Raw genomic sequence first — 26,920 nt, forward strand, 5'->3', positions numbered from 1 at the left:
CTGTCGGATTCGCGCTCCCGTCGCGCCCTGCGGCGAGCAGATTCCGTATTACGGAAAATAATTTCTACTATCTGGAATGAATGTATGAGGGGTGGCTGAGCCCGTCAAGAGAGGGGCAAGTGCCGGACACGCGGCGGGCCGGTGGAGGACGATGGCCGAATCTCGAGAACCCGGGAGTGGGTCATGGCCGAGAGCGTGCCGGTGCGCTGCCCCGCCTGTAGGCGCTCGCACCGCTACACGGCACCGTCGTATCCCTGCGCGTGCGGTGCGCCCGTCACGGCGCCGCTGGATCTGGACGGGGTGCCGGACCTCGTCGGGCACCGCGCCTGGGACGAGGAGTGGATCACTGTGCGCTGCGGACAGTGCGGGCTGCCCGGCCAGTGGCCGCGACCCGAACTGGGGTGCGCGTGCGGGACGGTGCTGCGGATCCCGGTGACCGGCCCGCCGCCCCTCCCGGGGAAGCCCGCGGTCCGCGCCACGACGGACCCGGTCACGGCCGCCGTACGGCATCTGCGCCGGCTCGGCCACGAGGACGTCCGCCGCACCGGGCGGCACTCCCCGTCCGGGACCGGTCTGGTCGGCCGCGGGATCCTCGCCCAGGTCGACCCGTCGGCACGCCCGACGACCGCGCGGGACGTGGAGTGCCTGTGGCTGGCGGCGATGACGGAATCCGCGGGGTGCCTGTACTTCTCCGTCGCCGGTTACGACGGCGAGGCCCGCGCCCGCGCCGACACCCTGGACGTGCCGCTGTTCCTGCTCGACCCCGCCGGCCGCGCGCGTGCGGTGAACGGTCCCGCCGACAGGGCCTGAAATCCCGGCGACGGGCCCGCCGCCGGCACCCGATACTCGGCGGATGCGCATCCGTCCCGCCACCTCCGGCGAACTGCCCGTCCTCCAGGACATCGAGCGGGCCGCCGGCGCCCCGTTCCGCGACGTCGGCATGCCGGACATCGCCGACGACGAACCACCCGCCCTGAACATGCTGGAGCGCTATCGCGAGGCGGGCCGCTGCTGGGTCGCGGCCCTCGGCGACCGGCCCGTCGCCTATCTGATCGCCGAACCCGTCGACGACGCGCTCCACGTGGAGCAGGTCTCCGTCCATCCGCTCGCCGCCCGCCGGGGCGTGGGACGCGCCCTGCTCGCCCACGCCGCCGCCCACGCCCGCGAACACGGCCTGAAGGCGCTCACGTTGACCACGTTCGCCGACGTCCCGTGGAACGCCCCGTACTACACCCGCCTCGGCTTCCGCGCCCTGACCGAGCCCGAACTCACCCCGGGCCTGCGCCGGATCCGCGCCGAGGAGGCCGGCCACGGCCTCGACCGGTGGCCGCGCGTGTGCATGCGCGCGGACGTTCCACGGACCGGCGCCTAGGGGGTCGCGTACCGCTCCCGCAGTTCCACCTTGCGTACCTTTCCGGACACCGTCATGGGGAAGGTCTCGAGGAGCTGGAGGCGGCTCGGGATCTTGTAGTGGGCGAGGCGGTCCGTGCAGAAGGCGCGCAGTTCCTCCAGGGTGAGCGGGTCGACCGGGTCGCGCGGGATGACGCAGGCGAGCACCTCCTCGCCGTACCGCTCGTGCGCGACGCCGACGACCTGGACGTCCGCGATCTTCGGGTGGGCGTGGAGGAACTCCTCGATCTCGCGCGGGTAGATGTTCTCCCCGCCCCGGATGATCATGTCCTTGATACGGCCGACGATCTCCACATAGCCGTCCTCGCGCATCACCGCGAGGTCCCCGGTGTGCATCCAGCGGCCGGCGTCGACGGCCTCGGCGGTCCTCTCGGGCTCGTTCCAGTAGCCGAGCATCACGCTGTAGCCGCGGGTGCACAGCTCCCCCGCGCTGCCCCGCGGCCGGGTCACACCGGTCGCCGGGTCGACGACCTTGACCTCGATGTGCGGCAGTACCCGGCCGACGGTGCCGGTGCGGTGTTCCAGGTCGTCGTCCATGCGGGTCTGCAGCGAGACCGGGGAGGTCTCGGTCATGCCGTAGCAGATGGAGACCTGCTCCATGTGCATCTCGGCGACCACCCGCTTCATCACCTCCACCGGGCAGGGCGAGCCCGCCATGATGCCGGTGCGCAGCGAGGTGAGGTCGTACGAGGCGAAGTCGGGCAGGTTGAGTTCGGCGATGAACATGGTGGGCACGCCGTAGAGCGAGGTGCAGCGCTCCCGCCGGACGGCGTCGAGGGTGGCCTTCGGCTCGAAGGAGGGGGCGGGGATGACGATGCAGGCGCCGTGGGAGGTGGCGCCCAGATTGCCCATGACCATGCCGAAGCAGTGGTAGAACGGCACCGGCAGGCAGACCCGGTCCTGCTCGGTGTAGCCGACCGTACGGCCCACCCAGTAACCGTTGTTGAGGATGTTGTGGTGGGAGAGCGTGGCGCCCTTCGGGAAGCCCGTGGTGCCGGAGGTGTACTGGATGTTGACCGGGTCGTCGCAGCTGAGCCCGGCCGCGATCTCGTCGGGCCGCTCCGGCGGTACGGCGGACGCGGCGGCGGTGAGCGCGTCCCAGGACGGGTCGCCGATGTAGACGGTCTCCCGCAAGTCGGGGCAGGAGCCGCGCACCTGGTCCACGAGCGCCCGGTAGTCGGTGCCCTTGTGGGCGAGCGAGGACACCAGCAGCGCGATCCCGGACTGCTTGAGCACGTACTCCAACTCATGCGCCCGGTAGGCGGGGTTGATGTTCACCATGATGACGCCGATACGGGCGGTGGCGTACTGCACGAGGACCCACTCGGGGCAGTTGACCGCCCAGATGCCCACCCGGTCGCCGGTCCCGATGCCGTTCGCCAGCAGTCCGCGCGCCACCTCGTCGACGGCGGCGCCGAACTCGGCGTACGTCCAGCGCCGGCCGGACGGCACGTCGACCAGGGCCTCCCGGTCGGGCCACGCGGCGATCGCCCGGCCGAGGTTGGCGCCGATGGTGTCGCCGAGCAGCGGGGTCCCGCTCGTCCCGTGCGTGTAGGAGCGTTCGGTCACCGGAAGTCCTCCTCGCGGTACTCGGCGGTGGAGCCGGCCGCCGTGGCCTCGCGCAGTTCGATACGGCGGATCTTCCCGGAGACCGTCTTGGGCAGTTCCCCGAACTCCAGCCGGCGCAGCCGCTTGTAGGGGGCGAGGGCCTCGCGGGAGTGCTCGAAGAGGACCTTCGCGGTGTCCGGTCCGGGCTCCCAGCCCTCCGCGAGCACGATGTACGCCTTCGGCACGGCCAGCCGCAGCGGGTCCGGGGCCGGCACCACCGCCGCCTCGGCGACCGCCTCGTGCTCCAGCAGCACGCTCTCCAGCTCGAAGGGGCTGATCTTGTAGTCGCTGGCCTTGAAGACGTCGTCCGCGCGGCCGACGTAGGTGATGTACCCGTCGTCGTCGCGCGAGCCGATGTCACCGGTCCGGTAGTAGCCGCCGGCCATCGCCTCCGCCGTACGGTCCGGGTCTCCGTGGTAGCCGGTCATCAGGCCCACCGGGCGGGCGGAGAGATCGAGGGCGATCTCGCCCTCGGCGGCGCCGGGCGCGCCGGAGACGGGGTCGAGGAGTTCCATGCGGTAGCCGGGGCTGGGACGGCCCATGGAGCCGGTCTTGAGGACCTGGCCGGGGCTGTTGGAGACCTGGACGGCGGTCTCCGTCTGGCCGAAGCCGTCCCGGATGGTCACGCCCCAGGCGCGCCGGACCTGCTCGATGACCTCGGGGTTGAGCGGCTCGCCCGCGGCGACGACCTCGCGGGGCGGGGTGCGCAGCAGGCTGAGGTCGGCCTGGATGAGCATGCGCCACACGGTCGGCGGGGCGCAGAAGGTGGTGACGCCGGCCCTGTCCATCTCCGCCATCAGCCGGGGCGCGTCGAAGCGGGTGTAGTTGTGCAGGAAGACGGTCGCCTCCGCGTTCCACGGGGCGAACAGGTTGGACCAGGCGTGCTTGGCCCAGCCGGGCGAGGAGATGTTGAGGTGCACGTCGCCGGGACGCAGGCCGATCCAGTACATGGTCGCCAGATGCCCGATCGGGTACGAGGTGTGGGTGTGCTCGACCAGCTTGGGGCGGGCGGTGGTGCCGGAGGTGAAGTACAGCATCAGGGGGTCGTCGGAGAGGGTGGGCCCGTCGGGCGCGAAGCGCTCGGCGGCGCCGTACGTGCCGGCGTACGGCAGCCAGCTCCCGCCCGGTGCCTCCCCCACGGCGACGCGGGTGTAGTCGCCGGGCACCTCGTCGAACTTCGCGGTGTCCGCCGTGCGGGCGATCACATGGCGGACGCGGCCCCGCTCGACACGGTCGCGCAGATCGGCGGGGCCGAGCAGCGGCGTGGCCGGGATGACCACGGCCCGCAGCTTCATCGCGGCCAGGGCGGTCTCCCACAGCTCGGCCTGGTTGCCGAGCATGACCAGCACCCGGTCCTCGGCGCGCACGCCCCGCTCGCGCAGCCAGTTGGCGACCTGGTCGGAGCGGCGGGACAGCGCGGCGAAGGACAGCCGGGTCTCCTCGCCGTCCTCCTCGACCAGGTGCAGGGCGGTGCGGTCGTTGCCGTCCGCGATCGCGTCGAACCAGTCGAGCGCCCAGTTGAACCGCTCGGGCCGGGGCCAGGCGAATTCCCGGTAGGCGGTCGCGTAGTCCTCGCGGTGTTCCAGCAGAAAGTCCCGGGCCCCGCGGAACGCCTCCGTGGCCGTCGTCATGTCTCCTCCTCCTGCCGGACCATTGCCGGGCGGCTCGTCCCCATCGTGTAATCCGTGATGCGTGTCTCACTACCCCCGAACGGGGGTGTGCGCTCGCGCGGGGACCGTGGTGAAGGGGTGAACGGATGACAGCCGACCCGATGAGTGCGGGCGACGCGGTGGAGATCCGCGGCGCGCTGCTGCGGCTGCGGCACGCGACCGGGCTGCCGGTGGCCTTCGGCGGACTGGTGGAGCCGGGCCGGCGGCACGTGCGCATCAGCGAGCTGAGCGGCACCGCGACGCCGGCGCTGAGCGCGCTCGCGGTGTCCTCCGGCTTCGGTCTGGGCGGCAGGGCGGTGGCGCTCGCCCGGCCGTGCGCGGTGACGGACTACTCCGTCTCCCGGCAGATCAGCCACGAGTACGACGTCCCGGTCGCCGCCGAGGGCCTGCGCGCCGTCGTCGCCGTACCAGTGGTCGTACGGCGTCGGGTGCGAGCCGTGCTGTACGGCGCCCTGCGCGCGGCCCAGCCGCTGGGGGACCGCACGCTCGGCGCGGCGGTCCAGGCCGCGCGGGACGTGGAGCAGGCGCTGGTGGCGCGGGAGGAGGCGGCGGCGCTGATGGCGGCGGCCGTCCGGCCGGAACCGGGTCCGCCGGCCGGGCCGCCCGCCGGGCGCCCTTCCGGGGCGGCGTGGGAGCAGGTGCGGGAGGCGCACGCGGCGCTGCGGGCGCTGGCGCCGCGGATCGCGGACTCCGCGCTGCGGGCCGAGCTGCTCCAGGCGTGCGCCCTGCTCACCACGGACACCTCCCGGGCCCCGGCCGTACGGCTCGCGCCCCGGGAGGTGGACGTGCTCGCGTGTGTGGCGGCGGGGGCGACGAACGGGGTGGCGGCGGAGCGGCTGGGGGTGACGGCGGAGACCGTCAAGGCGTATCTGCGGTCGGCGATGCGGAAGCTGGGGGTGCGCACCCGGGGGCAGGCCGTGGTCGCCGCCCGCCGGGCGGGGTGGTTGCCGTAGGTTTGGACCGTATTCCCGGAGCGGGTATTACCTCCGGTACATCGTGGATTTCCCCGTCGCAGGACCGGCTGTAATTTGCCTCACTACACGGTCCGTCCGGAATTGAGGAGCCGGTTGCCTAATATTGGCCAGGACACGCCACACGGAGGGGAGCGGTGACCGTGCGACGGGACTTCAAGGAGCCTGCCAGGAGCCGCCCCGACCTGGTCATAGGCCGGGACGAGCTGTACTCCGAGGCGCGGGAACAGCTCGCCCGCGGCGGCAGCGTGCTCCTGCACGGACCCGCCGGAATAGGAAAATCGACCGTGCTGCGGGCACTTGCGGAGGAAAACGCGGGTGCGGCGGGGACGGTGTTGCGCTGCTCGGCGACGGAGTCCGAATCCCATCTTCCGTTCCTGGCGCTGGCCGATCTGTTCGGTCTGGTCCTCGACAAGGTCTCCGCCCGGCTGCCCGCCGCGCAGCGCACCGCCCTGGAGTCGGCGCTCACCGGACGCGGTGAGTCCACCCTCCAGCGGGACGGTCTCGCGCTGCGCCTCGCGGTGCTCTCCACGCTGCGTGCGCTGGCCGCCGAGGGACCGCTCCTCGTCGTCGCCGACGATCTGCAGTGGCTGGACCCGGCCAGCGCCGAACTCCTCGGTTTCGCCGCGCGGCGGCTCGGCGACAGCCCGGTGCGGATGCTGTGCGCGGTGCGCACGGACGGCGAGGAGGAGTACGGCCGTCATCTGCGCGCCTGCCCGCCGGACACGCTCCCGGTGCGGCTCGGCCCGTTCTCCCGGACCCAGGTGTCCGCGCTGCTCGACCACCGGGGCTACACCGCGCTGTCCCGCTCCACGGCGCGCGACATCCACCGCACCAGCGGCGGCAACCCGCTGTTCGCCCTCGAGCTGGGCCGCGCCCTCGCGGAGAGCCCCACCCGGCCCCGGCCGGGCGAGCCGCTGCCGGTGCCGACCTCGCTGCGGGCCCTGGTGCTGAGCCGTCTGGAGATGCTGTCGGACGAGGCGCGCCGCACCCTGCTGGTGGCCAGCGCGGGCGCCCGCCCCACCCTGGCGCTGCTGCACGCGGCCGGGCGGGACAACGCCGAGGCGGAGACGGCGCAGGCCGCCGCGCTGGGGCTGCTGGCGACCGACCACGAGGAGCCGGCGCTGCGGTTCGCGCACCCGCTGATATCGGCCGCCCTGTACGCGGAGGCCCCGGCACGGGACCGGCGGGCGGTGCACACGGCGCTGTCCACGGCGGCCTCCGACCCCATCGAGCGGGCCCGGCATCTGGCGCTGGCCGCGACCGGGCCCGACCCGGAGGTGGCGGCCCGGCTCGCCGAGGCCGCGGCCCTGGCCCGGGACCGGGGGGCACCCTCGGTCGCCGCGTCGCTGGGGCTGCTCGCCGCCCGGCACACCCCGGCGGACGGCGAGCCGGGCCCCGACGAGCGGCGGCTGCAGGCCGCCGAGGACGCGATCACGGCCGGCGAGGTGGATCTGGCGCGGGACATAGCGCGCGAGGTGCTGACCCGGGCGACGGTGCCGGCGGAGCGGGTGCGGGCGTGGATGGTCGTCATCGAGGCGGCCGGGCAGGCGCTCGGCGAGGTCGACGCGGTGTTCCCGCAGGTGCTGGCCGACGCCGGTGACGACCCCCGGCTGCTGGCGCTGGTCCACTACCAGCTGGCCTGGCGCGAGGTGGTGGTCGACGGCGACTTCGCCAAGTCCCGCCAGGAGGCGGCGCACGCGGCGGAGCTGGCCGCCCGGGGCGGGGACCGGCGCACCGAACTGATGGCGCTGGCCTTCCAGTCGTCCACCGAGACCCTGATGGGCCACCCGGACGCCCCCGCGACGATCCAGCGGGCGCTCGAGGAGCCGCAGGACCCCGATGTGGCCAGCCATCACAACGGCGCCGCGATGGCGAAGTTCCGCTGGCTGCTGATGAGCGACCAGCTGCCGGAGGCGCGTACGGCCATCACCGCGCTGCTGCGCGAGGCGAGACGGCGCGGCATGGTGGAGAGCGAGGTGCACTTCTCGCGGCTGCTCGCCGACACCGAACTGCGTTACGGGCACTGCGGCCGCGCCCTGGACCTGGCCAGGGAAAGCCTGCGGCTGGCGCGGGACTCCGGGATCGGCGAGAGCGCCTCCGCCATGCTGGCCTCGGTCGCGGAGGCGTCCGGCGGGGACGTGGAGCGCGGGCTGACGCTGGCCCGTGAGGCGGCGGACCACGCCGAGGTGGACGGCGACCAGTTGTATCTCTCCCTCGCCCTGGCCGCCCTGGGCTACGCCCAGTTGGTGGCGGGGGACGCGCAGGGCGCGGTCCGTTCACTGCGCCGGGTGCGGGAGCTGGAGCACGGCATGGGCATCAGCGATCCGGCGCGGGGCCGCTGGCAGGGCGACCTCGCCGAGGCGCTGGTGCGGATCGGGGAGCCGGGCGAGGCGCAGGAACTCATCGACGTCACCCGCGTACACGCGCTGCGTCTGAACCGGGCGAGTGTTCTCGCGGCGCTCGACCGCGCGGAAGCGCTGGTGCGCTCCGCGCGGGGTGAACACCAGGCCGCGCTCACGCAGTTGGCGTCGGCGCAGGAGCGGCTCGCCGCGCTGGGGTACGGCCTGGAGGAGGCGCGGGCCGCCTTCGCGCTGGCCCGGCTGCGCGGGCGGGGCCCGGCGCCGGCGGCGTACGACGAGGCCGCCCGGCTGTTCCGGCGCTGCCGTGCGCTGCCGTGGCTGCGGCAGGTGGAGCGGGCGGTGGCGGCGGGTCCGGCGGAGCCGGAGACCGTGCCCGCCGCGGCGCCGGGCGCCCTGGACGGACTGGCCGCGATGGAACGGCAGGTCGCCGCGCTGGTGATGGAGGGGGCCACCAACCGGGAGATCGCCGGGCGGCTGTTCATCAGCGTCAAGACCGTCGAGGCGACCCTCACCCGGGTCTACCGCAAGCTGGGCATCCGCTCCCGGGTCGACATCGTCCGCCTGGCGGCGGCCGCCCGCCGCACCAAGTAGGGGCTGCCAGGCGGCAGTCGGATCCGGGCCCGGGGGCGGCCGGTTCGGGCCGCGGGGTGGCCCGGCGGATGCGGGCCGTGCGACGGCGGGGGCGGATCTCGATCTGTCGGGCGGCCGACGCGTTTCGGACGTCGGGACGGCCGCCGGATCCCGCGCGCCGGGGCGATCGAGGGTTTTCCCTGTCCAACTGCCCTTAGGGGGTTCCCTCATTGGGGTGGTCGCGCCCGCGGTCGTAGCTTAACGGCGTGCCGCCCGCCGGGCACACGGGGGCCTGTCCCGAGGCCCTTGTGCTCGACCCCCCACCCCGTGCGACCCCCCACCGGCCGTCCCAGAGGAGACCCATGTCCGGGTTCACCCGCGCCAAGAAGGCCGCCGCCGTCGTCGCGGCGACCGCTGCCGCCGCCGCGACCGTGCTGATCGCCGCCCCCGCCGCCACGGCCGCCCCGCAGCCGATCGTCGGCGGTACGACGACCACGACGTCGGCGTACCCGTTCATGATGCAGATCACCGACGCCTCGCAGAACCAGTTCTGCGGCGGCACCCTGGTCTCCCCGACCAAGGTGGTCACGGCCGCGCACTGCATGGTGGGTGAGACCACGAGCAGTGTGCGTGTGGTCGGCGGGCGCACCTATCTCAACGGCACCAACGGCACGGTCGCCAGGGTCAGCCGGATATGGATCCACCCCGACTACAGAAGCGTCACGCGGGGCGACGACGTGGCCGTGCTGACCCTGTCGACGTCGATGCCGTACGGCACGGCGTCCTACGTCTCCTCCTCGGACACCTCGGTGTACGCGGCCGGCACGAGCGCCCGCATCATCGGCTGGGGCACCACCTCCTCCGGCGGCAGCTCCTCCAACCAGCTGCGCACCGCGACCGTGCCGACCGTCTCCGACACCAGTTGCAGCGGCTCGTACGGCAGCCGGTACGTGCGCGGCGACATGGTGTGCGCCGGCTACGCGTCGGGCGGTGTGGACACCTGCCAGGGCGACAGCGGCGGTCCGCTGCTGATCGGCGGCCGGCTCGCGGGGATCACCTCTTGGGGCGACGGCTGCGCGGCGGCGGGCTCCCCGGGCGTCTACACCCGGCTGACCACGTTCTCCGCGGATGTGACGGCACAGGTGGGCGGCTGACGGACGCACACCCCATGAGTTCCTGAGTACCCCTCGGGCAGCAGACCAGGGGGCGTTGCGGGCTTCCACGAGCAGCCCGCAACGCCCCCTCTCCATGCCCGCGTTCACTCCCGTACCGCCCCGAAGCGGATGTCGTACGTGCCCTGTGGGTGCATCACCCTCAGCATCCGCTCGCCCTCCGCGACGAGTTCGCCGCGCTGTCGGTCGTCCAGCCGGCCGAACGGCTCCACGACCAGGGCGTGTTCGTCCAGCCGCCACAGCCCGGCCAGGAACCCGTCGACGAGGAAGGTGCGGTAGGCGATGTTGCCCTGCCAGTGGCGGCCCCGGTGTTCGGGCGGTACGACACGGCCGCGGTCGGCGTGGGAGAGGAGCAGGTTGTCGAACTCGGGCAGGAAGCGCGGCGGGGCCGGGGTGTCCGGGTCGGGGCGGGGCGCGTCCGGGAGGTCGAAGAGCTCGACGCCGTTGTCGTCGTGGAAGGTGAGGAGCCGGGGTCGGAGGCGTTCGAAGACCTCGCGCAGCCGGGTCAGGCCGGCCCAGGCCTGCATGTCCTTGACGGAGGCCGGTCCGAAGGCGGCGAGATAGCGCAGCACGGTGCCGTCGGGCGTGGGCGCCGGCTCGGCGGGCCTGCCCAGCCAGTGCTCGGCGGTGGTGAGCGTGACCTGGCCACTGCGGCCCCACAGTCCGCGCGGGGTGATCTGCACGAGGGGCAGTTTGCAGCGGGCGGCGACGGAGAGGGACTGCGGGTCGGCGTCGGGCCACACCTTCAGCAGGGCCTCGCGCAACTGCCCCATGGTGCGCGGTTCGGCCTCGACGAGTTCCCGGGCGTGCGCGGCGAGGCGGTCCAGGTCGACACCGGCGAGCCCCGTGCGGAAGACCCGGAGCTCGCGGTCGCGGGCGGACTGGACCAGGGGCCGCAGGGTGAGGCAGTCGTCGGCGGTGTGCGTGTGGATGGTCGAGCGCATGGTGACGAGCCGGGCCACCGTCCGGTCGGCCATCGGCCGGGACAGCGCCTCGGGCGTGAAGCCGTCGAGGCGGGCGGCGAGGGCGTAGTAGGGCGGTTTGACGTTCTGCGCCTGAAGGCCGACCAGATGCCCGACCGCGTCCTCGGCGGACATCGGGGAGCGGCTCAGCAGCAGCTGCCGCGCCAGGGTGGCCCGGTTGAGGGCCCGCGTGCCGAGGACACCGGCCGGCTTCGTCTTCGTCATGCGAGCACGCTAGCGGGCTTCTAGGTCGGTTCCTGTCCTCGATACACAGGCGGCACCGGGCCGATTGCCTTCCCCCGGACCGGGGCACTCGGTGGCACTGTGTACGGACGAGAGCGACCGGGACCGCGAAAGGTCCTGCTGACCGGATGGTTCAGCTTCCGCGAGAGCGAGGCGACCGCCGGGGACGTACTGGCGCTGCGCCGGGTGGAGGAGGTGCTGCGGGGCGCCGGGATGGCGTACGACGTCGTATGGAGCCCGGGCTTCCGGCCCAAGGCGCTGCACTTCGACGACGTACGGCCCGGCGACTACTCGCACCTGGTGTTCGTGTGCGGGCCGCTGCACGGTCCGCAGGTCGAGGAGCTGCACCGGCGCTTCGCGCACTGTGTGCGGATCGCCGTGGGGACGTCGGTGATCGACCCGGACGGCGCCGCCGTGACCGGCTTCCACCGGGTACTGGCGCGGGACGCGCCCGGCACGGCACCGTCCGAGGACCTGGCCGCCCGCGCCCCCGACGCACCCGCGCGGCCCGTGGTCGGGGTGATCCTCACCGACGGACAGCGCGAGTACGGGGAGCAGAGCCGGCACGGGCAGGTCGCGCAGGGGGTGACGCGCTGGCTGGCGGGGAAGGACTGCGCCCGGCTGGAACTGGAGACCCGGCTCGACACCCATGACTGGCATCTGAGCGCGACACCGGCGCAGGTGCAGTCGGTGCTGGCCCGGCTCGACCTCGTCGTCACCGACCGCCTCGACGGGCTGGTGCTGGCGCTGCGGGTCGGCACGTCGGTGCTGGCGGTGGACCCGGTGGCGGGCGGTGCGAAGGTGACCGCGCAGGCGCGGGCCTGCGGCTGGCCGGCGCTGCTGGCCGCCGAGGGGCTGGACGCGCGGCGGCTGGACCGGTGGTGGGACTGGTGTCTGACCTCGGGCCGGGTGGCCGCCCGGCAGGTGCGGGACGCGTTCCGCGAGGGCCGGGTGGCGGACGGTGCCGACCGGCTGGTGGAGGTGCTGGCCACGCGCGGGTGACGACTCTCACACGCTCCCCCTCGCCTGTGTGAGGGCGACACAAAACGGACTATACAAGCCGTGTATAGACGGTGCGTATAGTCCGGGCCATGCCTTCTCCCACCAGCAAGACGAAAAGATCGGGGGCCGCGTTCCCGACCGGTGCGATCGTGGTCGCGGCCACAGCTCTGGCGCTGGCGCTGACCGGCTGTACGCGGCTGGAGACGACCGCCCCCAGCGCCGTCCGCGCCACCGACGTCCAGGCCCGTTTCGGCACCGTCGACTGCCGCGAGGTCAAGTGCATCGCGCTCACCTTCGACGCGGGGCCGAGCGAGCACTCCGCGCGGCTGCTGGACATCCTCGAGGAGGAACAGGTCCCGGCGACCTTCTTCCTCCTGGGCAGGCGGCACATCGACACCTATCCGGAACTCGTGAAGCGGATGGCCGACGAGGGGCACGAGGTGGCGAGCCACACCTGGACCCATCGCCGTCTGACGGAGCTGAGCCCGGACGAGATACGCGAGGAACTCGAACACACCAACACGGAGATAGAACGCCTCACCGGCCGCCGCCCCACCCTGATGCGCCCGCCGCAGGGCCGCACCGATGACACCGTGCACGGCATCAGCCGTGAGCTGGGGCTCTCCGAGGTCCTGTGGAGCGTGACCGCGAAGGACTACCAGACGACCGACTCGGACCTCATCACCCGGCGCGTGCTCGCGCAGTCCTCACGTGACGGCATCATCCTGCTCCACGACCTCTACGACGGCACGGTCCCGGCCGTTCCCGGCATCATCGCCGAGCTGAAGAAGCGGGGGTATGTCTTCGTGACGGTCCCCCAGCTGCTCGCTCCGGGGGTGGCGGAGCCGGGCGAGGTGTACCGCTGACGGGCGGACCCGTTCTCTAGGATGCCCTCGTGGCCGTCTTCCAGCTCCAGCGCACGGTGCCGCTGCCCCTCGACGAGGCCTGGCGGCGGCTCACCACGTGGTCCCGGCATGGAGAGGTGGTGCCGCTGACCCGGGTGACGGTTCGCACTCCGCCGCCGACCGGTGTGGGCACCCGGGTGGTGGCCCGCACGGGGTTCGGCCCGCTCGCCTTCGACGATCCGATGGACGTGACGGTGTGGCAGCCGCCGCGGGACGACTCACCGGGGGTGTGCCGGCTGGAGAAGCGGGGCCGGGTGGTCATGGGCTGGGCGGAGATCGAGGTACGGCGGGGGCCGGAGAGCCGTGCGCTGGTGACATGGCGAGAGGACATCCGGCTCCGCTTCCTGCCGCCCGTCTGCGACACGCTGCTGGCGCGGGCGGGACGCGGGGTGTTCGGACGCGCGGTGAACGGGTTGCTGCGGCGGGGGTGAGCGGGGGGATTCCAGCGGGCAGTCACGCCGCAGGCGCCGCACTCCGCGGCCCTGCCGCCACCGATCCGCGTTCCGCGTTCCGCGCGCCGCCCATCCGCGTGCCGCGTGCCGCCCCGCCGCCCATCCGCGTTCCGCCCCACCGCCCATCCGCGGGCAGTCGTGCCGCAGGGCGGCACGGGTGGGCGCGACGGCACCCCGTAAGCGCCGGGCCGCGCGACCTCCCCCGCTCAGCCGTCACCCCGGGCAGCTGCTGGGCGGGGGTGGGGGTGCGCTCGCCCCGCTGGAGGGGGTGCCGCTGCGCCCACCCGTGCCGCCCCAGCGGCACGACTGCCCGCAGCTACGGCGGCTACGGCGGCACGACTGCCCGCAGCTACGCGGGCTGCGGGGGCGGGCTTACGGCGCCCCCGTCGTGAGGTGTTCCGGGCGGATGGGGGTTTTCGTCAGGGGCAGACCCGTCGCGTCGCGGATCGCCGACAGGACCGCCGGCGTCGAGGAGAGAGTCGGCGCCTCACCCACACCCCGCAGGCCGTAGGGAGCATGCGTGTCGGCCAGTTCCAGCAGATCGACCGGCATGGTCGGGGTGTCCAGGATCGTCGGGATCAGATAGTCCGTGAAGGACGGGTTGCGTACCTTCGCCGTCCTCGGATCCACGACGATCTCCTCCATCACGGCAACGCCCAGCCCCTGCGTGCTGCCACCCTGGATCTGGCCAATGACGGACAGCGGGTTCAGCGCCTTCCCGACATCCTGCGCACAGGCCAGCTCGATGACCTTCACCAGCCCGAGCTCCGTGTCCACCTCGACCACCGCACGATGCGCGGCGAACGAGTACTGGACATGCCCGTTCCCCTGCCCGGTGCGCGGATCGAAGGGTTCGGTCGGCCGGTGCCGCCACTCCGCCTCCACCTCGACGGCCTCGTCCCCGAGAACGTCCACCAGATCCGCGAGGACCTCCCCACCGTCGGTGACCACCTTCCCGCCCTCCAGCAGGAGTTCCGCCGTCGCCCAGGCCGGGTGGTACGACCCGAACCGGCGCCGCCCCAGCTCCAGCACCCGTTCGCGAACGAGCTCACACGCGTTCCGCACCGCGCCGCCGGTGACGTACGTCTGCCGGGACGCGGAGGTCGAACCCGCCGAACCCACCCGCGTGTCGGCCGGATGGATGGTCACCCGGCCGACACCCAGCTCGGTGCGGGCGATCTGCGCGTGGACTGTGACGCCGCCCTGGCCGACCTCCGCCATCGCGGTGTGCACGGTGACGACCGGCTCACCGCCGGCCACCTCCATGCGCACGCGCGCGGTGGAGTAGTCGTCGAAGCCCTCGGAGAAGCCGACGTTCTTGATGCCGACCGCGTAGCCGACCCCGCGTACGACGCCCTCGCCGTGCGTGGTGTTGGACAGCCCGCCCGGCAGCTGGCGTACGTCGGCGCCCTCGCTGGACTCCCACTGCCGTTCCGGCGGCATGGGCATCGCCTTGACCCGGCGCAGGAGTTCGGCGACCGGCGCCGGGGAGTCGACGGGCTGGCCGGTGGGCATCAGCGTGCCCTGTTCCATGGCGTTCACCTGCCGCAGCTCCACCGGGTCCATGCCGAGCCGGGCCGCCAGCCTGTCCATCTGCGCCTCGTAGGCGAAGCACGCCTGCACCGCGCCGAAGCCGCGCATGGCGCCGCAGGGCGGGTTGTTGGTGTAGAGGGCGATGGCCTCGATGTCGACGTCGTCGACGGCGTACGGGCCGACGCCGAGGGAGGAGGCGTTGCCGACCACGGCCGGGGAGGCGGAGGCGTAGGCACCGCCGTCCAGGACGATGCGGCACCTGACGTGGGTCAGCCTGCCGTCGGCCGTGGCGCCGTGCTCGTAGAACAGCTTGGCCGGGTGGCGGTGGACATGGCCGAAGAAGGACTCGAAGCGGTCGTAGACGATCTTGACGGGTTTGCCGGTGCGCAGGGCGAGCAGACAGGCGTGGATCTGCATGGACAGGTCCTCGCGGCCGCCGAACGCGCCGCCGACACCGGCCAGGGTCATCCGTACCTTGTCCTCGGGCAGGCCGAGCACGGGCGCGATCTGGCGCAGATCGGAGTGGAGCCACTGGGTGGCGATGTAGAGGTGGACGCCGCCGTCCTCCTCGGGGACGGCGAGTCCGGACTCGGGGCCGAGGAAGGCCTGGTCCTGCATGCCGAAGGTGTACTCGCCCTCGACGATCACGTCCGCGCGCTCCCGTGCCGCCGCCACGTCCCCGCGCACGATGGGCTGGCGGTGGACGATGTTGGGATGCGGGACATGACCGATGTGATGATCGTCCCGGTTCTCGTGGACGAGGACCGCATCGGGGGCGAGGGCGGAGAGCTCGTCCGTGATGACGGGCAGTTCGCGGTACTCGACCCTGATCCTGGCGGCGGCGCGGCGGGCGGTCTCCGGGTGGTCGGCGGCGACGACGGCGACCGGTTCGCCGTGGTGGCGGACCTTGCCGTGGGCGAGGACGGGGGTGTCCTGGATCTCCAGGCCGTAGTTCTTCACGTCCGTCGGCAGATCGTCGTACGTCATCACGGCGTAGACGCCGGCCGTGGCGAGGGCCTCACCGGTGTCGATCGACACGATCTCGGCGTGGGCGACGGTGGAGCGCAGGATATGGCCCCACAACATGTCCTCGTGCCACATGTCGGAGGAGTACGCGAACTCGCCGGTGACCTTGAGGGTGCCGTCGGGACGCAGGGTGGACTCACCGATGCCGCCCCTGGTGCGCAGGCCCTGGGTGAGGGTGGTGGGAACGCCGTTCGCCGGCATGTCCGGCATCTTCAGACCCCCTCGGACCCGCGGGCGGCGGCGAGGCGGACCGCGTCCATGATCTTCTCGTAGCCGGTGCAGCGGCACAGGTTGCCCGACAGGGCCTCGCGGATGTCGGCGTCGGACGGGTCCGGGTCGCGCTCCAGCATCTCGTCGGCGGCGACCAGCAGACCGGGGGTGCAGAAGCCGCACTGGACGGCGCCCGCGTCGATGAACGCCTGCTGGACGGGGGCCAGTTCGGCCTCGCCCGGTGACCCGCCACCGGAGCGCCGCCGGGCGAGGTCCGCCAGGCCCTCCACGGTGACCACCTCGCGCCCCTCCGCCTGACCGGCGGCGACCAGACACGAGCACACGGGCACGCCGTCGAGCCGTACGGTGCACGACCCGCACTCTCCCTGCTCACAGGCGTTCTTGGAGCCGGGCAGACCGAGCCGCTCGCGCAGCACGTACAGCAGCGACTCGCCCTCCCAGACGTCGTCGGCCTCCCGGGGGCGTCCGTTGACGGTGAGGTTCAGGCGCATTACGCGGCTCCCTCCGTGGGGCGGCGGGCGTCGCGGTACGACTCCCACGTCCAGGTCAGCGTGCGGCGGGCCATGACACCGACGGCGTGACGGCGGTACTCCGCGGTGCCGCGGACGTCGTCGATGGGGTTGCAGGCGCCGGCGCACAGGTCGGCGAACCGCTTGGCGAGGGACGGGGTGATGATCTTCCCGTTGTCCCAGAAGCCGCCCTCCTCCAGTGCCGCGGTCAGGAATTCCTCGGCGGCGAGCGCCCGTACGGGTGTCGGGGCGGCGGAGCCGATCCCCGTGCGCACGGTCCGCGTGTCGGGGTGCAGGGCGAGACCGAAGGCGCACACGGCGATGACCATGGCGTTGCGGGTGCCGACCTTGGAGAACTGCTGGGGGCCGGCGGCCTTCTTGATGTGGACGGCGCGGATCAGCTCGTCGGGCGCCAGCGCGTTGCGCTTCACGCCGGTGTAGAACGCGTCGATGGGGATGCGGCGCGTGCCGCGCACCGACTCGGCCTCGACCTCGGCGCCGGCGGCGAGCAGCGCCGGGTGGGCGTCGCCGGCCGGGGAGGCGGTGCCGAGGTTGCCGCCGACGCCGCCGCGGTTGCGGATCTGCGGGGAGGCGACCGTGTGGGAGGCGAGGGCGAGGCCCGGCAGCTCGGCGCGCAGCCGCTCCATGATCCTCGCGTACGGGACGGAGGCGCCGAGCCGCACACTGTCCTCGCCGACCTCCCACTCCCCGAGCTCGGCGATGCGGTTCAGGTCCATCAGATGGCCGGGCCTGCGGTGATCGAAGTTGATCTCGACCATCACGTCGGTGCCCCCCGCGATCGGCACGGCGGCGGGGTGCTCGGCCTTCGCGGCGAGCGCCTCCTCCCAGTTGGCGGGGCGAAGGAAGTCCATGACCGGCTCTCTTCTACGTCTCGGGGGCGTCTGGATCAAGCCAATCCGTGTGCGGTGCTCCCGTCTCGTCGACGCGCGGTTCACTCGGCGTGGGGTCAGTAGACCGCCGTGTGCTCCACCCGGGTCAGTCACGGAAACCATGAAGGAGTTGGCTGGCCAGCGCAGGCATCTTGTAGATTCGTATGAACGGAGGTCGTCCGTGGCCTCCTCACCTTCCTCCGCAAACAGGGCACACGGTCCAGGACACGGCCGGCACCACTGATCAGCCACCCGACGGGCCCTCGCCGGAAGGCCCCGCCACGGTCCACCGGACCCACCGAGACACGACACGACGGAGACGAGAATGCGGCTGCGCGCACTGCTGGACACCGACGCGCTGGGCCTCAAGCTGCTCGGCGGCGAGGACGAGCTGGAACGCGGTGTGCGCGGGGTGATGACCACCGATCTGCGGGACCCCAGCCGCTATCTCTCCGGCGGTGAGCTGGTCCTGACGGGCCTGGCCTGGCGTACGGGGCCCGCCGACTCGGAGCCTTTCGTACGGCGTCTGGTGCAGGCCGGAGTGGCCGCGCTGGCGGCCGGCGAGGCGGAGCTGGGCGATGTGCCGGAGGATTTGGTCGTGGCCTGTGCGCGGCACCGGCTGCCGTTGTTCGCGGTGCACGAGTCGGTGGCCTTCGCGACCGTCACGGAGCATGTCGTACGGCAGGTGTCCGGTGAGCGGGCCGGGGATCTGGCGGCCGTGGTGGACCGGCACCGGCGGATGATGACCGCGGGACCGGCGGGCGGCGGCCCCGACGTCGTCCTGGACCTGCTCGGCTCCGACCTGGATCTGCGGGCCTGGCTGCTGTCGCCCGCCGGCCGGCTGATCGCGGGGTCGAAGACCGCCGGGGCCCCGGGCGGGGAACCGGTGCCGCCGGCCGGGCTGCGCGCGCGGCTGGCGGCGGAGCAGCTGGCGGCCGCCCGCACCGGCCGGCGCCGGCCGCACCGGGTCACGCTGGAGGGGACGACGTACAGCCTCTTCCCGGTGCACGGCAGCGGGCGGTCCGCGCCGGCGTCGGACGACGTACGCGAGACGGTGCTGTCGGACTGGGTGCTGGCGGTGGAGGCGGACGCCGGGGACTGGGCCGAGGAGCGTCTCGACCTGCTGCACGGGGTCACCCAGCTGATAGCCGTCGAGCGGGACCGCAGGGACGCGGCGCGCACGGTACGGCGCCGGCTCGCGCAGGAGGTGCTGGAGCTGGTGCAGACGGGCGCCGCGCCCGCCGAGATCGCGGCGCGGCTGCGGGTGGCCGCGCCGGTGCTGCTGCCCGGGCTGGGCAGCGCGCCGCACTGGCAGGTCGTGGTGGCCCGCGTCGACTGGGACGGCGGGGAGGTCGACGGCGGGCCGGTGGCGCGGGCGCTGCTGGAGGAGATCCTGGTCGACCCGGCGGCCACGGGGCCCGAGCACTCCGACCGCGTCGCGGTGGCCCATGCGGCGGGCGAGGCGATCGCCCTCGTGCCGCTGCCGGCGGTCACCGGCGGGCACGACGACTCCGGTACGGGGATCCACGCCGACGCGCTGCTGGCGTCCGTACGCGATCCGCTCACCGCCGGTCTGAACGGCGACGGCCGGCTCACCCTCGGCGTCTCCGCCGCCGTGCACTCGGCGGAGGGGCTGCGCGGGGCGCTGGAGGAGGCACGGCACGCCCGGCGGGTGGCCGCGGCCCGGCAGGGCCGGGTCTGCGCGGCCGGTCACCAGGAGCTGGCCTCGCACGTCCTGCTGCTGCCCTTCGTCCCCGACGACGTACGACGTGCCTTCACCGCCCGTCTCCTCGACCCGCTGCGCGACTACGACCGCCGGCACCGCGCCGAGCTGATCCCCACCCTGGAGGCGTTCCTCGACTGCGACGGCTCCTGGACCCGTTGTGCCTCCCGGCTCCATCTGCACGTCAACACGCTGCGCTACCGGGTCGGCCGTATCGAGCAGTTGACGGGACGTGACCTGTCGCGCCTGGAGGACAAGCTGGACTTCTTCCTGGCGCTGCGGATGAGCTGATCCGACACGGGCTGTGCGGCGGTTCGGGCCCGCGGACCATGACTTTGTGAAATCCTTCACCCACCCTCTTGGCCGGGCCCCGTGGTTCGTGCTGAGATGCGGCCACCACTCAACAGCTCGATGGCGTGCTCGGGGAGGGCAACGTGGCGCATACCGCCATGTCCGGTGACGGAACGACCGCCGAAGACGATCCTCTCCAGACGGCGGTGTGGCGACTGCGCTCCCGCGCCTGCTGGGCGGACGCGGCCGCCCTGCTCGAGCCCGAGGGGCCGAAGGCGGCGTTGCAGCGGGCGTCACTGCTGGTGGAGCGGTGTCTGTACACCGAGGCGGGGTGGGAGCAGGCCGAGGACGCGCTGCGGGCGGCCGAGGCGGCCGCGCACTCCGACGACGAGCGGGGTGCGGCCGCTTGTGAACGCGGGTACTTGGCCTATGCCGCCACGTTGTTCCAGGTCCGCGACCGTGCGGACGAGGCGCGCGCGGCGCTGGGGCGGGCGGCGGCGCTGATCGCGCCGGGGGCGGCGGGGCGGGCCCTGCTGGACTTCCGGCGGGGGTTGATCGCGGAGAATCTGACGCGGTCGCCACAGGCGGCTCGGGCGGCGTATCGGCGGGCCCATGCGGGGGCCACCGCTCACGCGGATCCTCTGCTGCTGTCGGGGACTTGGCGGCATCTGGCCGGACTGGCCCTGCGGGAGGGGGAGTTGAAGGAGGCACGGCACGGGTTCGCCGAATCCCTCCGCATCCGGGAGGAGTTGGGGTACCTGGTCGGTACGGCACCGGCGTTGGCGTCTCTCGCGGAGACGGAGTCCGAGCCCGAGGCGTCCCGCCTCCGCGAGGAGGCCCACCGCCTCCTCCGGCTCCTGGGCGGGGTCCCCACGTGGCTGACACGGCAGCTGGCACCACCGGGGGCCGCTACGGCGTAGGAACGCGTCGCGCCCCCGCCGGAGCTGATCTCAGCCCCGGCGGCGTTCGAGGAGCGGGGTCTGGGGCGGAGCCCCAGTTTCGGGACGGGAAGGGGCGGCGGGGGCGAGAAACTCACCCGCCCCCCGCGAAGTGCTCCCCCACCAGAACCCGCACCACATCCACATCCCCCGCGATCAACGCGTCCAGCAGCGCCGTGTGCTCATGCGCGTCGGCCACCAGCTCCACCCGCCCCCGCACCAACGGCCACTGCGCCCGCCGATGCAGATCCCCCGCGATCCGCACCAACTGCTCATTCCCCGCAAGGGAAAGCACCGCACCGTGAAACGCCCGGTCGCACTCCGCATACGTGGCCCGGCACCCCGACGACGCCGCCCGCACCGTCGCCTCCGCCAGCGGCCGCAGCTCGGCCCACCGTTCGGCGGACACCGTCCGCGCCAGCCGCAATATCACCGGCACCTCGACCAGCGCCCGCACCTCCGCCAGCTCGGCCAGCTCCCGCGCCCCCCGCTCGACGACCCGGAACCCCCGGTTGGGCACGACCTCCACCGCACCCTCGAGCGTGAGCTGCTGCATCGCCTCCCGGACGGGCGTCGCGGAGACCCCGAACCGCTCCGCCAGCACGGGCGCCGAGTACACCTCCCCCGGCCGCAGCTCGCCCGACACCAGCGCGGTGCGCAGGGCGTCGAGAACCTGCCCCCGCACGGAGGACCGCTGCACAACGGCCCGGGGCTGCGGAAAACCGGGCTCACCGTGTGTGTGCTCACCACGGGCGTCACCGTCGGGCCGTTCGCACCACTCCCGCCCGCTCGCCTGCCCCGCCGGCTGGGCCGGCACCCGGACACGCCCCGTCGCGGCGGATCCCTGCGTGCCCTGCTTCACAAGGTCCTCCTGCGGACGTATCGGTACTTGAGGTCATTACGGCGGGTTGTCACCTGTACGTCAAGCACCTTAAGGGCACAGGGGGCACCGGTTCACATCTCCACGATCTTCGGTAAGGTGAGCCTTACCTTTATTGCCCGGCTCCTCGAGACCTGAAGGAGTGGTCCCATGCCCGTGCCCGGTTCGGCCGTCGCGGACGCGTACGCCCGTCTGGCGGAGGCCCTCCCGGCCCTGGCCGTCACCGAACTCGGCGCCGGCGAGGAGGCGCCCACGGGCGGCGGCTGGGTCGCCGCGTCGGGCCTGGCCGAGGGGGGAGCCGAGCTGGAACGATTCCTCGACTGGGACGACACCCAGGTCCTGCGGGACTACGGACAGCAGGGCCGTCCGGACGTGATCGCCAGCTTCGGTCTGCACCGGTACGCCTGGCCCGCCTGCCTGCTGATCACCGTGCCGTGGTTCCTGCACCGCCGTGTGCCCCGCTACCCCGTGACACACGTCTCGTTCGACCGGACCGCCGAGGGTCTCGCCGTGGGACGCATGGCCGTACGACCGGAACGTTTCGCCTGTCTGCCCGGCGATCCGGCCGCCGCGCTGCCCGGCGCCTACGTGGTGCCCGACGAGGAGGCACTGCGGGCGGAGGTGCGCGCGGCGGTCGCCGAGCACCTCGAACCCGTCATGGCCGGTTTCGGCCCTCTGATGCGGCGCCGCGGCCGGGCCCTGTGGGCGACGGCGACCGACGAGATCGTCGAGAGCCTGCGGTACGTCGCCCAGCTGCTCGGCGAGGAGGAGCGGGGGCTGCGCGAACTGGAGCTGCTGCTGCCGGGCGCCACGAAGCCGTACGTGGGCGCCGCGACGTTCCGCCGGCCGAGCGGACCGGGGGGCGAGCCGGCGCCCGTCACCCGGGACCGGGTCAGCTGCTGCATGTTCTACACGATCCGCCCCGCCGACATCTGCGCCACCTGCCCCCGCACCTGCTCCACCGGGAGCACCGGGAAGCGGGTCAAGGAACTGGCCGTACAGGCGAGTTGACGTTCCGCCGGACGGGACCACATCCGTCCGGCGGGTAAGATCGTCCGGTCTCCGCCCCCCGCGGAGGTCACAGGTAATTCACAATCCCCTCACCCGCCACGGGAACTATCCGTGGAACCACTCTTACGGGTAGTGTCATTCGAACTCAACTCCTGCCTGTCATGCGGCAGTTCGAGCAGAATGCCGCCCTGGGGACCCCCTCGCACTTCCTTGGCGGCCTCTTGCCCCGAAACCCCCTGAAGGCGGCGGCGGTTGGGCCACTATGGCGGGCGTTACGCCCTATCCCAATGCAAGGGACCCCTAGATGAGACTGACCGACATATCGCTGAACTGGCTCCTTCCGGGCGTCGTGCTGCTCCTGGGCATGCTGGCGGCGGTGGCGGTGCTGGCGCGTGGCAAGCGCTCCTCGGTCAAGAGCACGAGTGCGGACGACTCCTGGGAGCGCAGCGAGGAGCGCCGCCGGCGCAAGGAGGCCCTCTACGGGACCGTCTCCTACGTACTGCTGTTCTGCTGTGCCGCGGTGGCCGCCGCGCTCTCCTTCCACGGCCTCGTCGGCTTCGGCGAGCAGAACCTCGGCCTGTCCGACGGCTGGCAGTACCTCGTCCCCTTCGGCCTGGACGGGGCGGCGATGTTCTGCTCGGTGCTCGCCGTACGCGAGGCCAGCCACGGTGACGCGGCACTCGGCTCGCGCATACTCGTGTGGACGTTCGCCTTCGCCGCGGCCTGGTTCAACTGGGTGCACGCTCCCCGGGGCCTCGGACACGCGGGCGCCCCCCACTTCTTCGCGGGCATGTCCCTGTCGGCGGCGGTCCTGTTCGACCGCGCGCTGAAGCAGACCCGCCGCGCCGCACTGCGTGAACAGGGCCTGGTGCCGCGCCCGTTGCCGCAGATCCGGATCGTCCGCTGGCTGCGCGCCCCCCGGGAGACGTACGGGGCCTGGTCGCTGATGCTGCTGGAGAACGTGCGCAGCCTCGACGAGGCGGTCGAGGAGGTGCGCGAGGACAAGGCCCGCAAGGACACGGCGAAGCAGCGCCGGCGTGACCAGCAGCGGGTGGAGCGGGCCCGGCTGAAGGCGATCAGCCGTGGTCACCGCGGTCTCGTGGGCCGGGGCGGCGGACGCGAGCTGGAGGCGCCCACGGTGGAGCGCGACTCCGACATGGTCTCCGCGGAGCCTGCCATATCGTCGCCGGAGGCCTTGCCCGCACGCACCGCCCGGCCCTCCCTGCAGCCGGTCCGCACCCGCGGTGACGCGATGACCGTCGACCTCACCGCCGAGGACGACACCCAGGCCCTGCCGCGTCTGGACTCCCTGGAGCGCAAACTCAAGGACCTGGAGCAGCAGTTCGGCTGATGTGCCGTTCGGCGGCCTGAGGGGTGCGGTACCCGCCCCCTCAGGCCGCTTCCGCGTCGAGCTCGAACCAGACGGACTTGCCCACCCGGTGCCGTCTGACACCCCACTCGTCGGCGAGCGTCTCGACCAGCACCAGGCCCCTGCCGTGCGTACCGTCGTCGATGCTGGGGGCCCTCGGCCTGGGGTCCCGTTCGACGAAGTCCCGTACCTCCACCCGCAGTCCACGGGGTCCGACGACGGCGGTCAGGACCGCCTCCCGGCCGGTGTGGACCAGCGCGTTGGTGACGAGCTCGCTGGTGAGCAGTTCCGCGACCTCGGAACGCTCCGGTGAGCCCCAGTGCTTGAGCAGTTCTCTCAGTGCCCTGCGGGACTCGGGCACCGCCCGCAGATCCGCCCGTCCCAGTGTGCGCCTCAGCCGGTCCGCCGAAGTCCGGCTCTTCATGGCCCCCGTCATGGCCCCCGCCCCCGTGCCGATTCCCCCTGTGGTCGAACACCTTCACGGGAATGCTTGCCCGGTCACCCACGCGCCAGTCATACCGGACGGTCACGAACGGTAGTTGGCCGAAGTGCGATGGCCACCCAGCCGGCCACACACGTGCGCGGGGCCGTCCTCCCGACCCCCGTGGCGAGAGGACGACCCCGGCTTCTCACGGTGGTCGTGGTGGAACGTGCGGCTCAGTACAGCTTGTTGACGGCCTTCTTCGTCGTCGTCCTGAACGCGCTCACCGGGGCGTCGTCGAAGTCGCCGAGCTGTCCCCAGCCGACGACGGTCACGGTCTTCCCGTCGCGCCCCACGGAGAGCAGGTGGATGTCCGTGGCCCCCCAGGACGTCTCGGTGTGCAGCCCGTGCACCTTCGCGCCCTCCTCGACCGGCAGGGCGCCGTAGTAGCGGCCCTCGGCCTCGACGTCCGGGTAGGTCTGCTCGATCCGGTCGGCGCAGGAGCGGATCTCCTCGTTCAGCAGGGCGGCCAGCGCCTTGCCCTTGGCGGCGGAGCCGGTGACGACGGTGACCTGTACGGCGTTGGTGTCCAGGTCGGTGGAGTAGACGCGGTGCCGGTAGTCGTACGCCGGTACGCCCTCGCCGAGGCAGTAGGCGAGTTCGGCGGGGAAGCCGTCGGTGACCGGGCCCGCGTTCCAGTCGGACGACGGGTGCGGGGGCAGCTCGGACGCCGCGAGGAACTTGGGAGGGGCGGCCGCGCCGGCCGGCGCCGCGAGCGCCGTACCGGCGGCGAGGGCGGCGGCCGTGAGGGTCGCGAGGACGGCGGCGCGGGTGTGCTTGGGCATGGGTGGTCCCCCGTGTGGTGAGCGTGATGGAGAATGCGGGACGGTACGCCCGTGACGGTCCGGATGGTCGTCCGGCGGCCGTCGGGGCGGTCGCTGTGCCAAGAGCATCGGCCGTCCCGGGAGACGGGCGCAAGCGTCGTCGCCGGTTTCACCGGCATGGAACCATCCCAGCCCGTTTGACGTGCAGATACATGGGGTGCCTGGGATGCCGTCCCAGGGCCCCGACCGGTCCGGACGAGTGCGGGGTGACGGTGTCGGCACAGGACGACGTGGCGGAGTTCGCGGCGCTGCTGCGGGAGCTGAAGGAGCGTACGGACCGCAGCTACGGCTCGCTGGCCCGCCGCCTCGGCATGAACACCTCGACGCTGCACCGCTACTGCGCGGGCGACGCGGTCCCTGTCGACTTCGCCCCGGTGGAGCGGTTCGCGGCGCTGTGCGGTGCGTCGAGGGCGGAACGACTGGACCTCCACCACCGCTGGCTCCGGGCGGTGGAGGCACGCCAACGCCCGCGGGCGGTGCCGGGTCCGCCCGCGACCCCGGACGCCGCCCCCGGCGAACAGCACCCGACGGCACGGGAGACCACCGGCACCCCGGCGGTCGCCGGGGGTGAGACACCGGACGGTCCGCCCGGCAGCCCCCGGACACCCCCCGCCGACGAACCCGGCGGGCCCCCCGCCGGCCACGGTGCCGCGGACACGACCTGCGTACCGGACGGGGCACACCGGACCGACCACACGCCGCACGCCGGTCCACTCCTCGGCACCGAACCTCCGCCCGGCGTCCCGAGCGGGCGAAACGACGAAATCCGGCCGACCGCCGCACCGCGCACCGCGAGCGGGGCCGGCTTCCCCCACCACGACGGCCGGAGGCCGGGCACGGACCCCGGAACGGGTGACGCCGCCGCGCCGCCCCCGGACACGGTCACCGGGCCGGGCGCCACTGACGAGCCCTCCGGCCGGGGCAAGTCGAACCCCACCACAACAGACCCCGGCAAGACGTCCGCGGGACGCCCCTGGTACCGGCGGCGGGGACGGGTGCTCGTCGCCATGGCCGCCGCCTGCGCGCTGCTCGCCACCGTGGGAAGTCTGTCCGCGCTCCCCGACGACCGGCGGGCGTCCACCGAGGGCGCAGGACCCTCGGAGGCGGCCCCGAGCGTGTCCAGTACTTCCCCCACGGCACCCCCGAGCCGCACCCCCTCGCCCTCCGGCTCCCTCTCCTCGGCCACCAGAACCCACCCGGCCCCCTCCTCTCCCACCCCCCGGCACAAGCCCGCCGCTCCCGGCACCTCCAGGGCCCCCGCCGCCGGCCCTCCCCTCACCTGGTCCGCCGACTCGCAGGCATGGGCGTACGGATGCGGGCACGACTACGTCATCGCCAAACCCCCGGACCGGGTCCCGCCGCCACCGGCCCCGCAGGACGCCGGGACGTGGGCCGCGACGCAGGAGGCCGTGCACGGGGGCGAGACGCTGGTGGAACTGTCGGTGCAGGGGACGTCCGAGACGGCCGTCGTCCTCACCGCGCTGCGCGTGCGCGTGGCCGGCCGCTCCGGGCCCGTGCCGGGGAACGCGTACGCCATGGACCAGGGCTGCGGCGGCGCGCTCACCCCGCGCTACTTCGACGTGGACCTGGACAAGGACCGGCCGATCGCCCGCGCGGTCGCCGGGAACGACGCCGGTACGCCGATCCCGGCCGTGCGGATGCCCTACCGGGTCTCCGTGAGCGACCCCGAGGTGCTGCTGGTCACCGTCCGTACCGCGGGCTGCGACTGCCGCTGGTACCTGGAGCTGGACTGGTCCTCGCGGGGCCGCACCGGCACGGTCCGGATCGACGACCACGGCCGCCCGTTCCGCACCAGCGGGACCGGGGGCCTGCCCCATTACGAGTACGACACCTCGTCCCGCGGCTGGCAGCCCCGCGCCGAATGA

Annotated in this window: 22 protein-coding genes; 13 read left to right on the top strand and 9 right to left on the bottom strand. The window is 73.2% G+C overall.

The window, feature by feature from the left end; genetic code table 11:
• The first annotated feature begins 183 nt into the window (after positions 1 to 183).
• Both IF28_RS0100740 and IF28_RS0100745 read left to right on the top strand, forming a co-directional pair.
• Positions 184 to 810 (top strand): hypothetical protein, encoded by a 627-nt coding sequence (locus tag IF28_RS0100740; protein WP_030212180.1) that lies wholly within the window; start codon positions 184 to 186, stop codon positions 808 to 810.
• A 43-nt stretch (positions 811 to 853) separates the two neighbouring features.
• Complete coding sequence (locus IF28_RS0100745) at positions 854 to 1,372, top strand: GNAT family N-acetyltransferase (RefSeq protein ID WP_030212183.1); 519 nt, start codon at positions 854 to 856, stop codon at positions 1,370 to 1,372.
• On the opposite strand, the gene IF28_RS0100750 is transcribed toward IF28_RS0100745, so the two are convergent.
• Together IF28_RS0100750 and IF28_RS0100755 are read right to left on the bottom strand one after the other, a co-directional pair.
• Positions 1,369 to 2,979, bottom strand: coding sequence for an AMP-binding protein (locus IF28_RS0100750; protein WP_030212186.1), 1,611 nt, complete (start codon positions 2,977 to 2,979; stop codon positions 1,369 to 1,371). The genes IF28_RS0100745 and IF28_RS0100750 overlap by 4 nt on opposite strands.
• Entirely contained in the window at positions 2,976 to 4,649 is a 1,674-nt protein-coding gene (locus IF28_RS0100755) for an AMP-binding protein (RefSeq protein ID WP_030212189.1), read from the bottom strand. Before IF28_RS0100755 ends, IF28_RS0100750 begins: the two co-directional genes overlap by 4 nt.
• 125 nt (positions 4,650 to 4,774) lie before the next feature.
• Here IF28_RS0100755 and IF28_RS0100760 point away from each other — a divergent pair, with 125 nt between their 5' ends.
• The 3 genes from IF28_RS0100760 to IF28_RS0100770 all read left to right on the top strand — a co-directional run bounded on the left by IF28_RS0100760 (position 4,775) and on the right by IF28_RS0100770 (position 9,746).
• The gene (locus tag IF28_RS0100760) at positions 4,775 to 5,641 is read left to right on the top strand and encodes a helix-turn-helix transcriptional regulator (RefSeq protein WP_030212194.1); all 867 of its coding nucleotides are present in this window, start codon (positions 4,775 to 4,777) and stop codon (positions 5,639 to 5,641) included.
• 155 nt (positions 5,642 to 5,796) lie between these two features.
• A complete protein-coding gene (locus tag IF28_RS0100765; protein ID WP_030212196.1) occupies positions 5,797 to 8,613 on the top strand; it encodes an ATP-binding protein in 2,817 nt (938 codons plus the stop codon).
• Positions 8,614 to 8,954: 341 nt separating this feature from the next.
• Complete coding sequence (locus IF28_RS0100770; RefSeq protein WP_030212197.1) at positions 8,955 to 9,746, top strand: S1 family peptidase; 792 nt, start codon at positions 8,955 to 8,957, stop codon at positions 9,744 to 9,746.
• 104 nt (positions 9,747 to 9,850) lie between these two features.
• Here IF28_RS0100770 and IF28_RS0100775 read toward each other — a convergent pair whose 3' ends face one another.
• Complete coding sequence (locus IF28_RS0100775; RefSeq protein WP_030212198.1) at positions 9,851 to 10,951, bottom strand: winged helix DNA-binding domain-containing protein; 1,101 nt, start codon at positions 10,949 to 10,951, stop codon at positions 9,851 to 9,853.
• 99 nt (positions 10,952 to 11,050) lie between these two features.
• On the opposite strand from IF28_RS0100775, the gene IF28_RS0100780 reads away from it, so the two are divergent.
• From IF28_RS0100780 to IF28_RS0100790, 3 genes are all read left to right on the top strand, one after another.
• Positions 11,051 to 11,971, top strand: a complete 921-nt coding sequence (locus IF28_RS0100780; protein ID WP_030212199.1) for a polysaccharide pyruvyl transferase — start codon at positions 11,051 to 11,053, stop codon at positions 11,969 to 11,971.
• An 89-nt stretch (positions 11,972 to 12,060) separates the two neighbouring features.
• The gene (locus IF28_RS0100785; RefSeq protein ID WP_030212201.1) at positions 12,061 to 12,837 is read left to right on the top strand and encodes a polysaccharide deacetylase family protein; all 777 of its coding nucleotides are present in this window, start codon (positions 12,061 to 12,063) and stop codon (positions 12,835 to 12,837) included.
• 29 nt (positions 12,838 to 12,866) lie between these two features.
• Positions 12,867 to 13,307 carry a hypothetical protein gene (locus IF28_RS0100790; protein WP_030212204.1) on the top strand — a complete coding sequence of 147 codons (441 nt, stop codon included), beginning with the start codon at positions 12,867 to 12,869 and terminating at the stop codon, positions 13,305 to 13,307.
• Between the two features lie 393 nt (positions 13,308 to 13,700).
• On the opposite strand, the gene IF28_RS0100795 is transcribed toward IF28_RS0100790, so the two are convergent.
• Genes IF28_RS0100795 through IF28_RS0100805 form a run of 3 tightly spaced genes read right to left on the bottom strand, consistent with a single transcriptional unit; the run spans position 13,701 to position 17,499 of the window.
• A complete protein-coding gene (locus IF28_RS0100795; protein WP_030212206.1) occupies positions 13,701 to 16,088 on the bottom strand; it encodes a xanthine dehydrogenase family protein molybdopterin-binding subunit in 2,388 nt (795 codons plus the stop codon).
• Positions 16,089 to 16,099: 11 nt separating this feature from the next.
• Positions 16,100 to 16,609: a (2Fe-2S)-binding protein gene (locus tag IF28_RS0100800; RefSeq protein ID WP_030212210.1), complete on the bottom strand. Its 510-nt coding sequence runs from the start codon at positions 16,607 to 16,609 to the stop codon at positions 16,100 to 16,102.
• Positions 16,609 to 17,499, bottom strand: coding sequence for an FAD binding domain-containing protein (locus IF28_RS0100805; protein WP_030212213.1), 891 nt, complete (start codon positions 17,497 to 17,499; stop codon positions 16,609 to 16,611). Before IF28_RS0100805 ends, IF28_RS0100800 begins: the two co-directional genes overlap by 1 nt.
• 343 nt (positions 17,500 to 17,842) lie before the next feature.
• Between IF28_RS0100805 and IF28_RS0100810 the strand changes: the two genes are divergently transcribed.
• Positions 17,843 to 19,531 carry a PucR family transcriptional regulator gene (locus tag IF28_RS0100810; protein ID WP_030212216.1) on the top strand — a complete coding sequence of 563 codons (1,689 nt, stop codon included), beginning with the start codon at positions 17,843 to 17,845 and terminating at the stop codon, positions 19,529 to 19,531.
• A gap of 143 nt (positions 19,532 to 19,674) precedes the next feature.
• On the top strand, positions 19,675 to 20,451 hold the full coding sequence (locus tag IF28_RS0100815; protein WP_030212219.1) for a hypothetical protein: 777 nt from the start codon (positions 19,675 to 19,677) through the stop codon (positions 20,449 to 20,451).
• 112 nt (positions 20,452 to 20,563) lie between these two features.
• Here the strand turns inward: IF28_RS0100815 and IF28_RS0100820 are convergent, their stop codons facing one another.
• The gene (locus IF28_RS0100820) at positions 20,564 to 21,331 is read right to left on the bottom strand and encodes a GntR family transcriptional regulator (RefSeq protein ID WP_030212222.1); all 768 of its coding nucleotides are present in this window, start codon (positions 21,329 to 21,331) and stop codon (positions 20,564 to 20,566) included.
• Between the two features lie 168 nt (positions 21,332 to 21,499).
• Between IF28_RS0100820 and IF28_RS0100825 the strand changes: the two genes are divergently transcribed.
• Entirely contained in the window at positions 21,500 to 22,360 is an 861-nt protein-coding gene (locus IF28_RS0100825) for a (2Fe-2S)-binding protein (RefSeq protein ID WP_030212225.1), read from the top strand.
• 304 nt (positions 22,361 to 22,664) lie between these two features.
• On the top strand, positions 22,665 to 23,711 hold the full coding sequence (locus tag IF28_RS0100830; protein WP_030212228.1) for a DUF2637 domain-containing protein: 1,047 nt from the start codon (positions 22,665 to 22,667) through the stop codon (positions 23,709 to 23,711).
• A gap of 40 nt (positions 23,712 to 23,751) precedes the next feature.
• On the opposite strand, the gene IF28_RS0100835 is transcribed toward IF28_RS0100830, so the two are convergent.
• Positions 23,752 to 24,153, bottom strand: a complete 402-nt coding sequence (locus tag IF28_RS0100835; protein WP_030212230.1) for an ATP-binding protein — start codon at positions 24,151 to 24,153, stop codon at positions 23,752 to 23,754.
• A 233-nt stretch (positions 24,154 to 24,386) separates the two neighbouring features.
• On the bottom strand, positions 24,387 to 24,995 hold the full coding sequence (locus IF28_RS0100840) for a hypothetical protein (protein WP_030212231.1): 609 nt from the start codon (positions 24,993 to 24,995) through the stop codon (positions 24,387 to 24,389).
• Positions 24,996 to 25,246: 251 nt separating this feature from the next.
• On the opposite strand from IF28_RS0100840, the gene IF28_RS0100845 reads away from it, so the two are divergent.
• Positions 25,247 to 26,920 (top strand): helix-turn-helix domain-containing protein, encoded by a 1,674-nt coding sequence (locus IF28_RS0100845; protein WP_037892355.1) that lies wholly within the window; start codon positions 25,247 to 25,249, stop codon positions 26,918 to 26,920.

It is taken from the genome of Streptomyces sp. NRRL WC-3626 (genome assembly GCF_000718785.1).
In the GTDB taxonomy this organism is placed as follows: Bacteria; Actinomycetota; Actinomycetes; order Streptomycetales; family Streptomycetaceae; genus Streptomyces; species Streptomyces edwardsiae.

What these genes read in the sequence shown, in the direction of transcription:
- IF28_RS0100740 (WP_030212180.1), top strand. Translation starts at nt 184, where the DNA reads ATGGCCGAGAGCGTGCCGGTGCGCTGCCCCGCCTGTAGGCGCTCGCAC.
- IF28_RS0100745 (WP_030212183.1), top strand. Translation starts at nt 854, where the DNA reads ATGCGCATCCGTCCCGCCACCTCCGGCGAACTGCCCGTCCTCCAGGAC.
- IF28_RS0100755 (WP_030212189.1), bottom strand. Translation starts at nt 4,649, where the DNA reads ATGACGACGGCCACGGAGGCGTTCCGCGGGGCCCGGGACTTTCTGCTG.
- IF28_RS0100760 (WP_030212194.1), top strand. Translation starts at nt 4,775, where the DNA reads ATGACAGCCGACCCGATGAGTGCGGGCGACGCGGTGGAGATCCGCGGC.
- IF28_RS0100770 (WP_030212197.1), top strand. Translation starts at nt 8,955, where the DNA reads ATGTCCGGGTTCACCCGCGCCAAGAAGGCCGCCGCCGTCGTCGCGGCG.
- IF28_RS0100775 (WP_030212198.1), bottom strand. Translation starts at nt 10,951, where the DNA reads ATGACGAAGACGAAGCCGGCCGGTGTCCTCGGCACGCGGGCCCTCAAC.
- IF28_RS0100785 (WP_030212201.1), top strand. Translation starts at nt 12,061, where the DNA reads ATGCCTTCTCCCACCAGCAAGACGAAAAGATCGGGGGCCGCGTTCCCG.
- IF28_RS0100795 (WP_030212206.1), bottom strand. Translation starts at nt 16,088, where the DNA reads ATGCCGGCGAACGGCGTTCCCACCACCCTCACCCAGGGCCTGCGCACC.
- IF28_RS0100800 (WP_030212210.1), bottom strand. Translation starts at nt 16,609, where the DNA reads ATGCGCCTGAACCTCACCGTCAACGGACGCCCCCGGGAGGCCGACGAC.
- IF28_RS0100805 (WP_030212213.1), bottom strand. Translation starts at nt 17,499, where the DNA reads ATGGACTTCCTTCGCCCCGCCAACTGGGAGGAGGCGCTCGCCGCGAAG.
- IF28_RS0100810 (WP_030212216.1), top strand. Translation starts at nt 17,843, where the DNA reads ATGCGGCTGCGCGCACTGCTGGACACCGACGCGCTGGGCCTCAAGCTG.
- IF28_RS0100825 (WP_030212225.1), top strand. Translation starts at nt 21,500, where the DNA reads ATGCCCGTGCCCGGTTCGGCCGTCGCGGACGCGTACGCCCGTCTGGCG.
- IF28_RS0100830 (WP_030212228.1), top strand. Translation starts at nt 22,665, where the DNA reads ATGAGACTGACCGACATATCGCTGAACTGGCTCCTTCCGGGCGTCGTG.
- IF28_RS0100835 (WP_030212230.1), bottom strand. Translation starts at nt 24,153, where the DNA reads ATGAAGAGCCGGACTTCGGCGGACCGGCTGAGGCGCACACTGGGACGG.
- IF28_RS0100840 (WP_030212231.1), bottom strand. Translation starts at nt 24,995, where the DNA reads ATGCCCAAGCACACCCGCGCCGCCGTCCTCGCGACCCTCACGGCCGCC.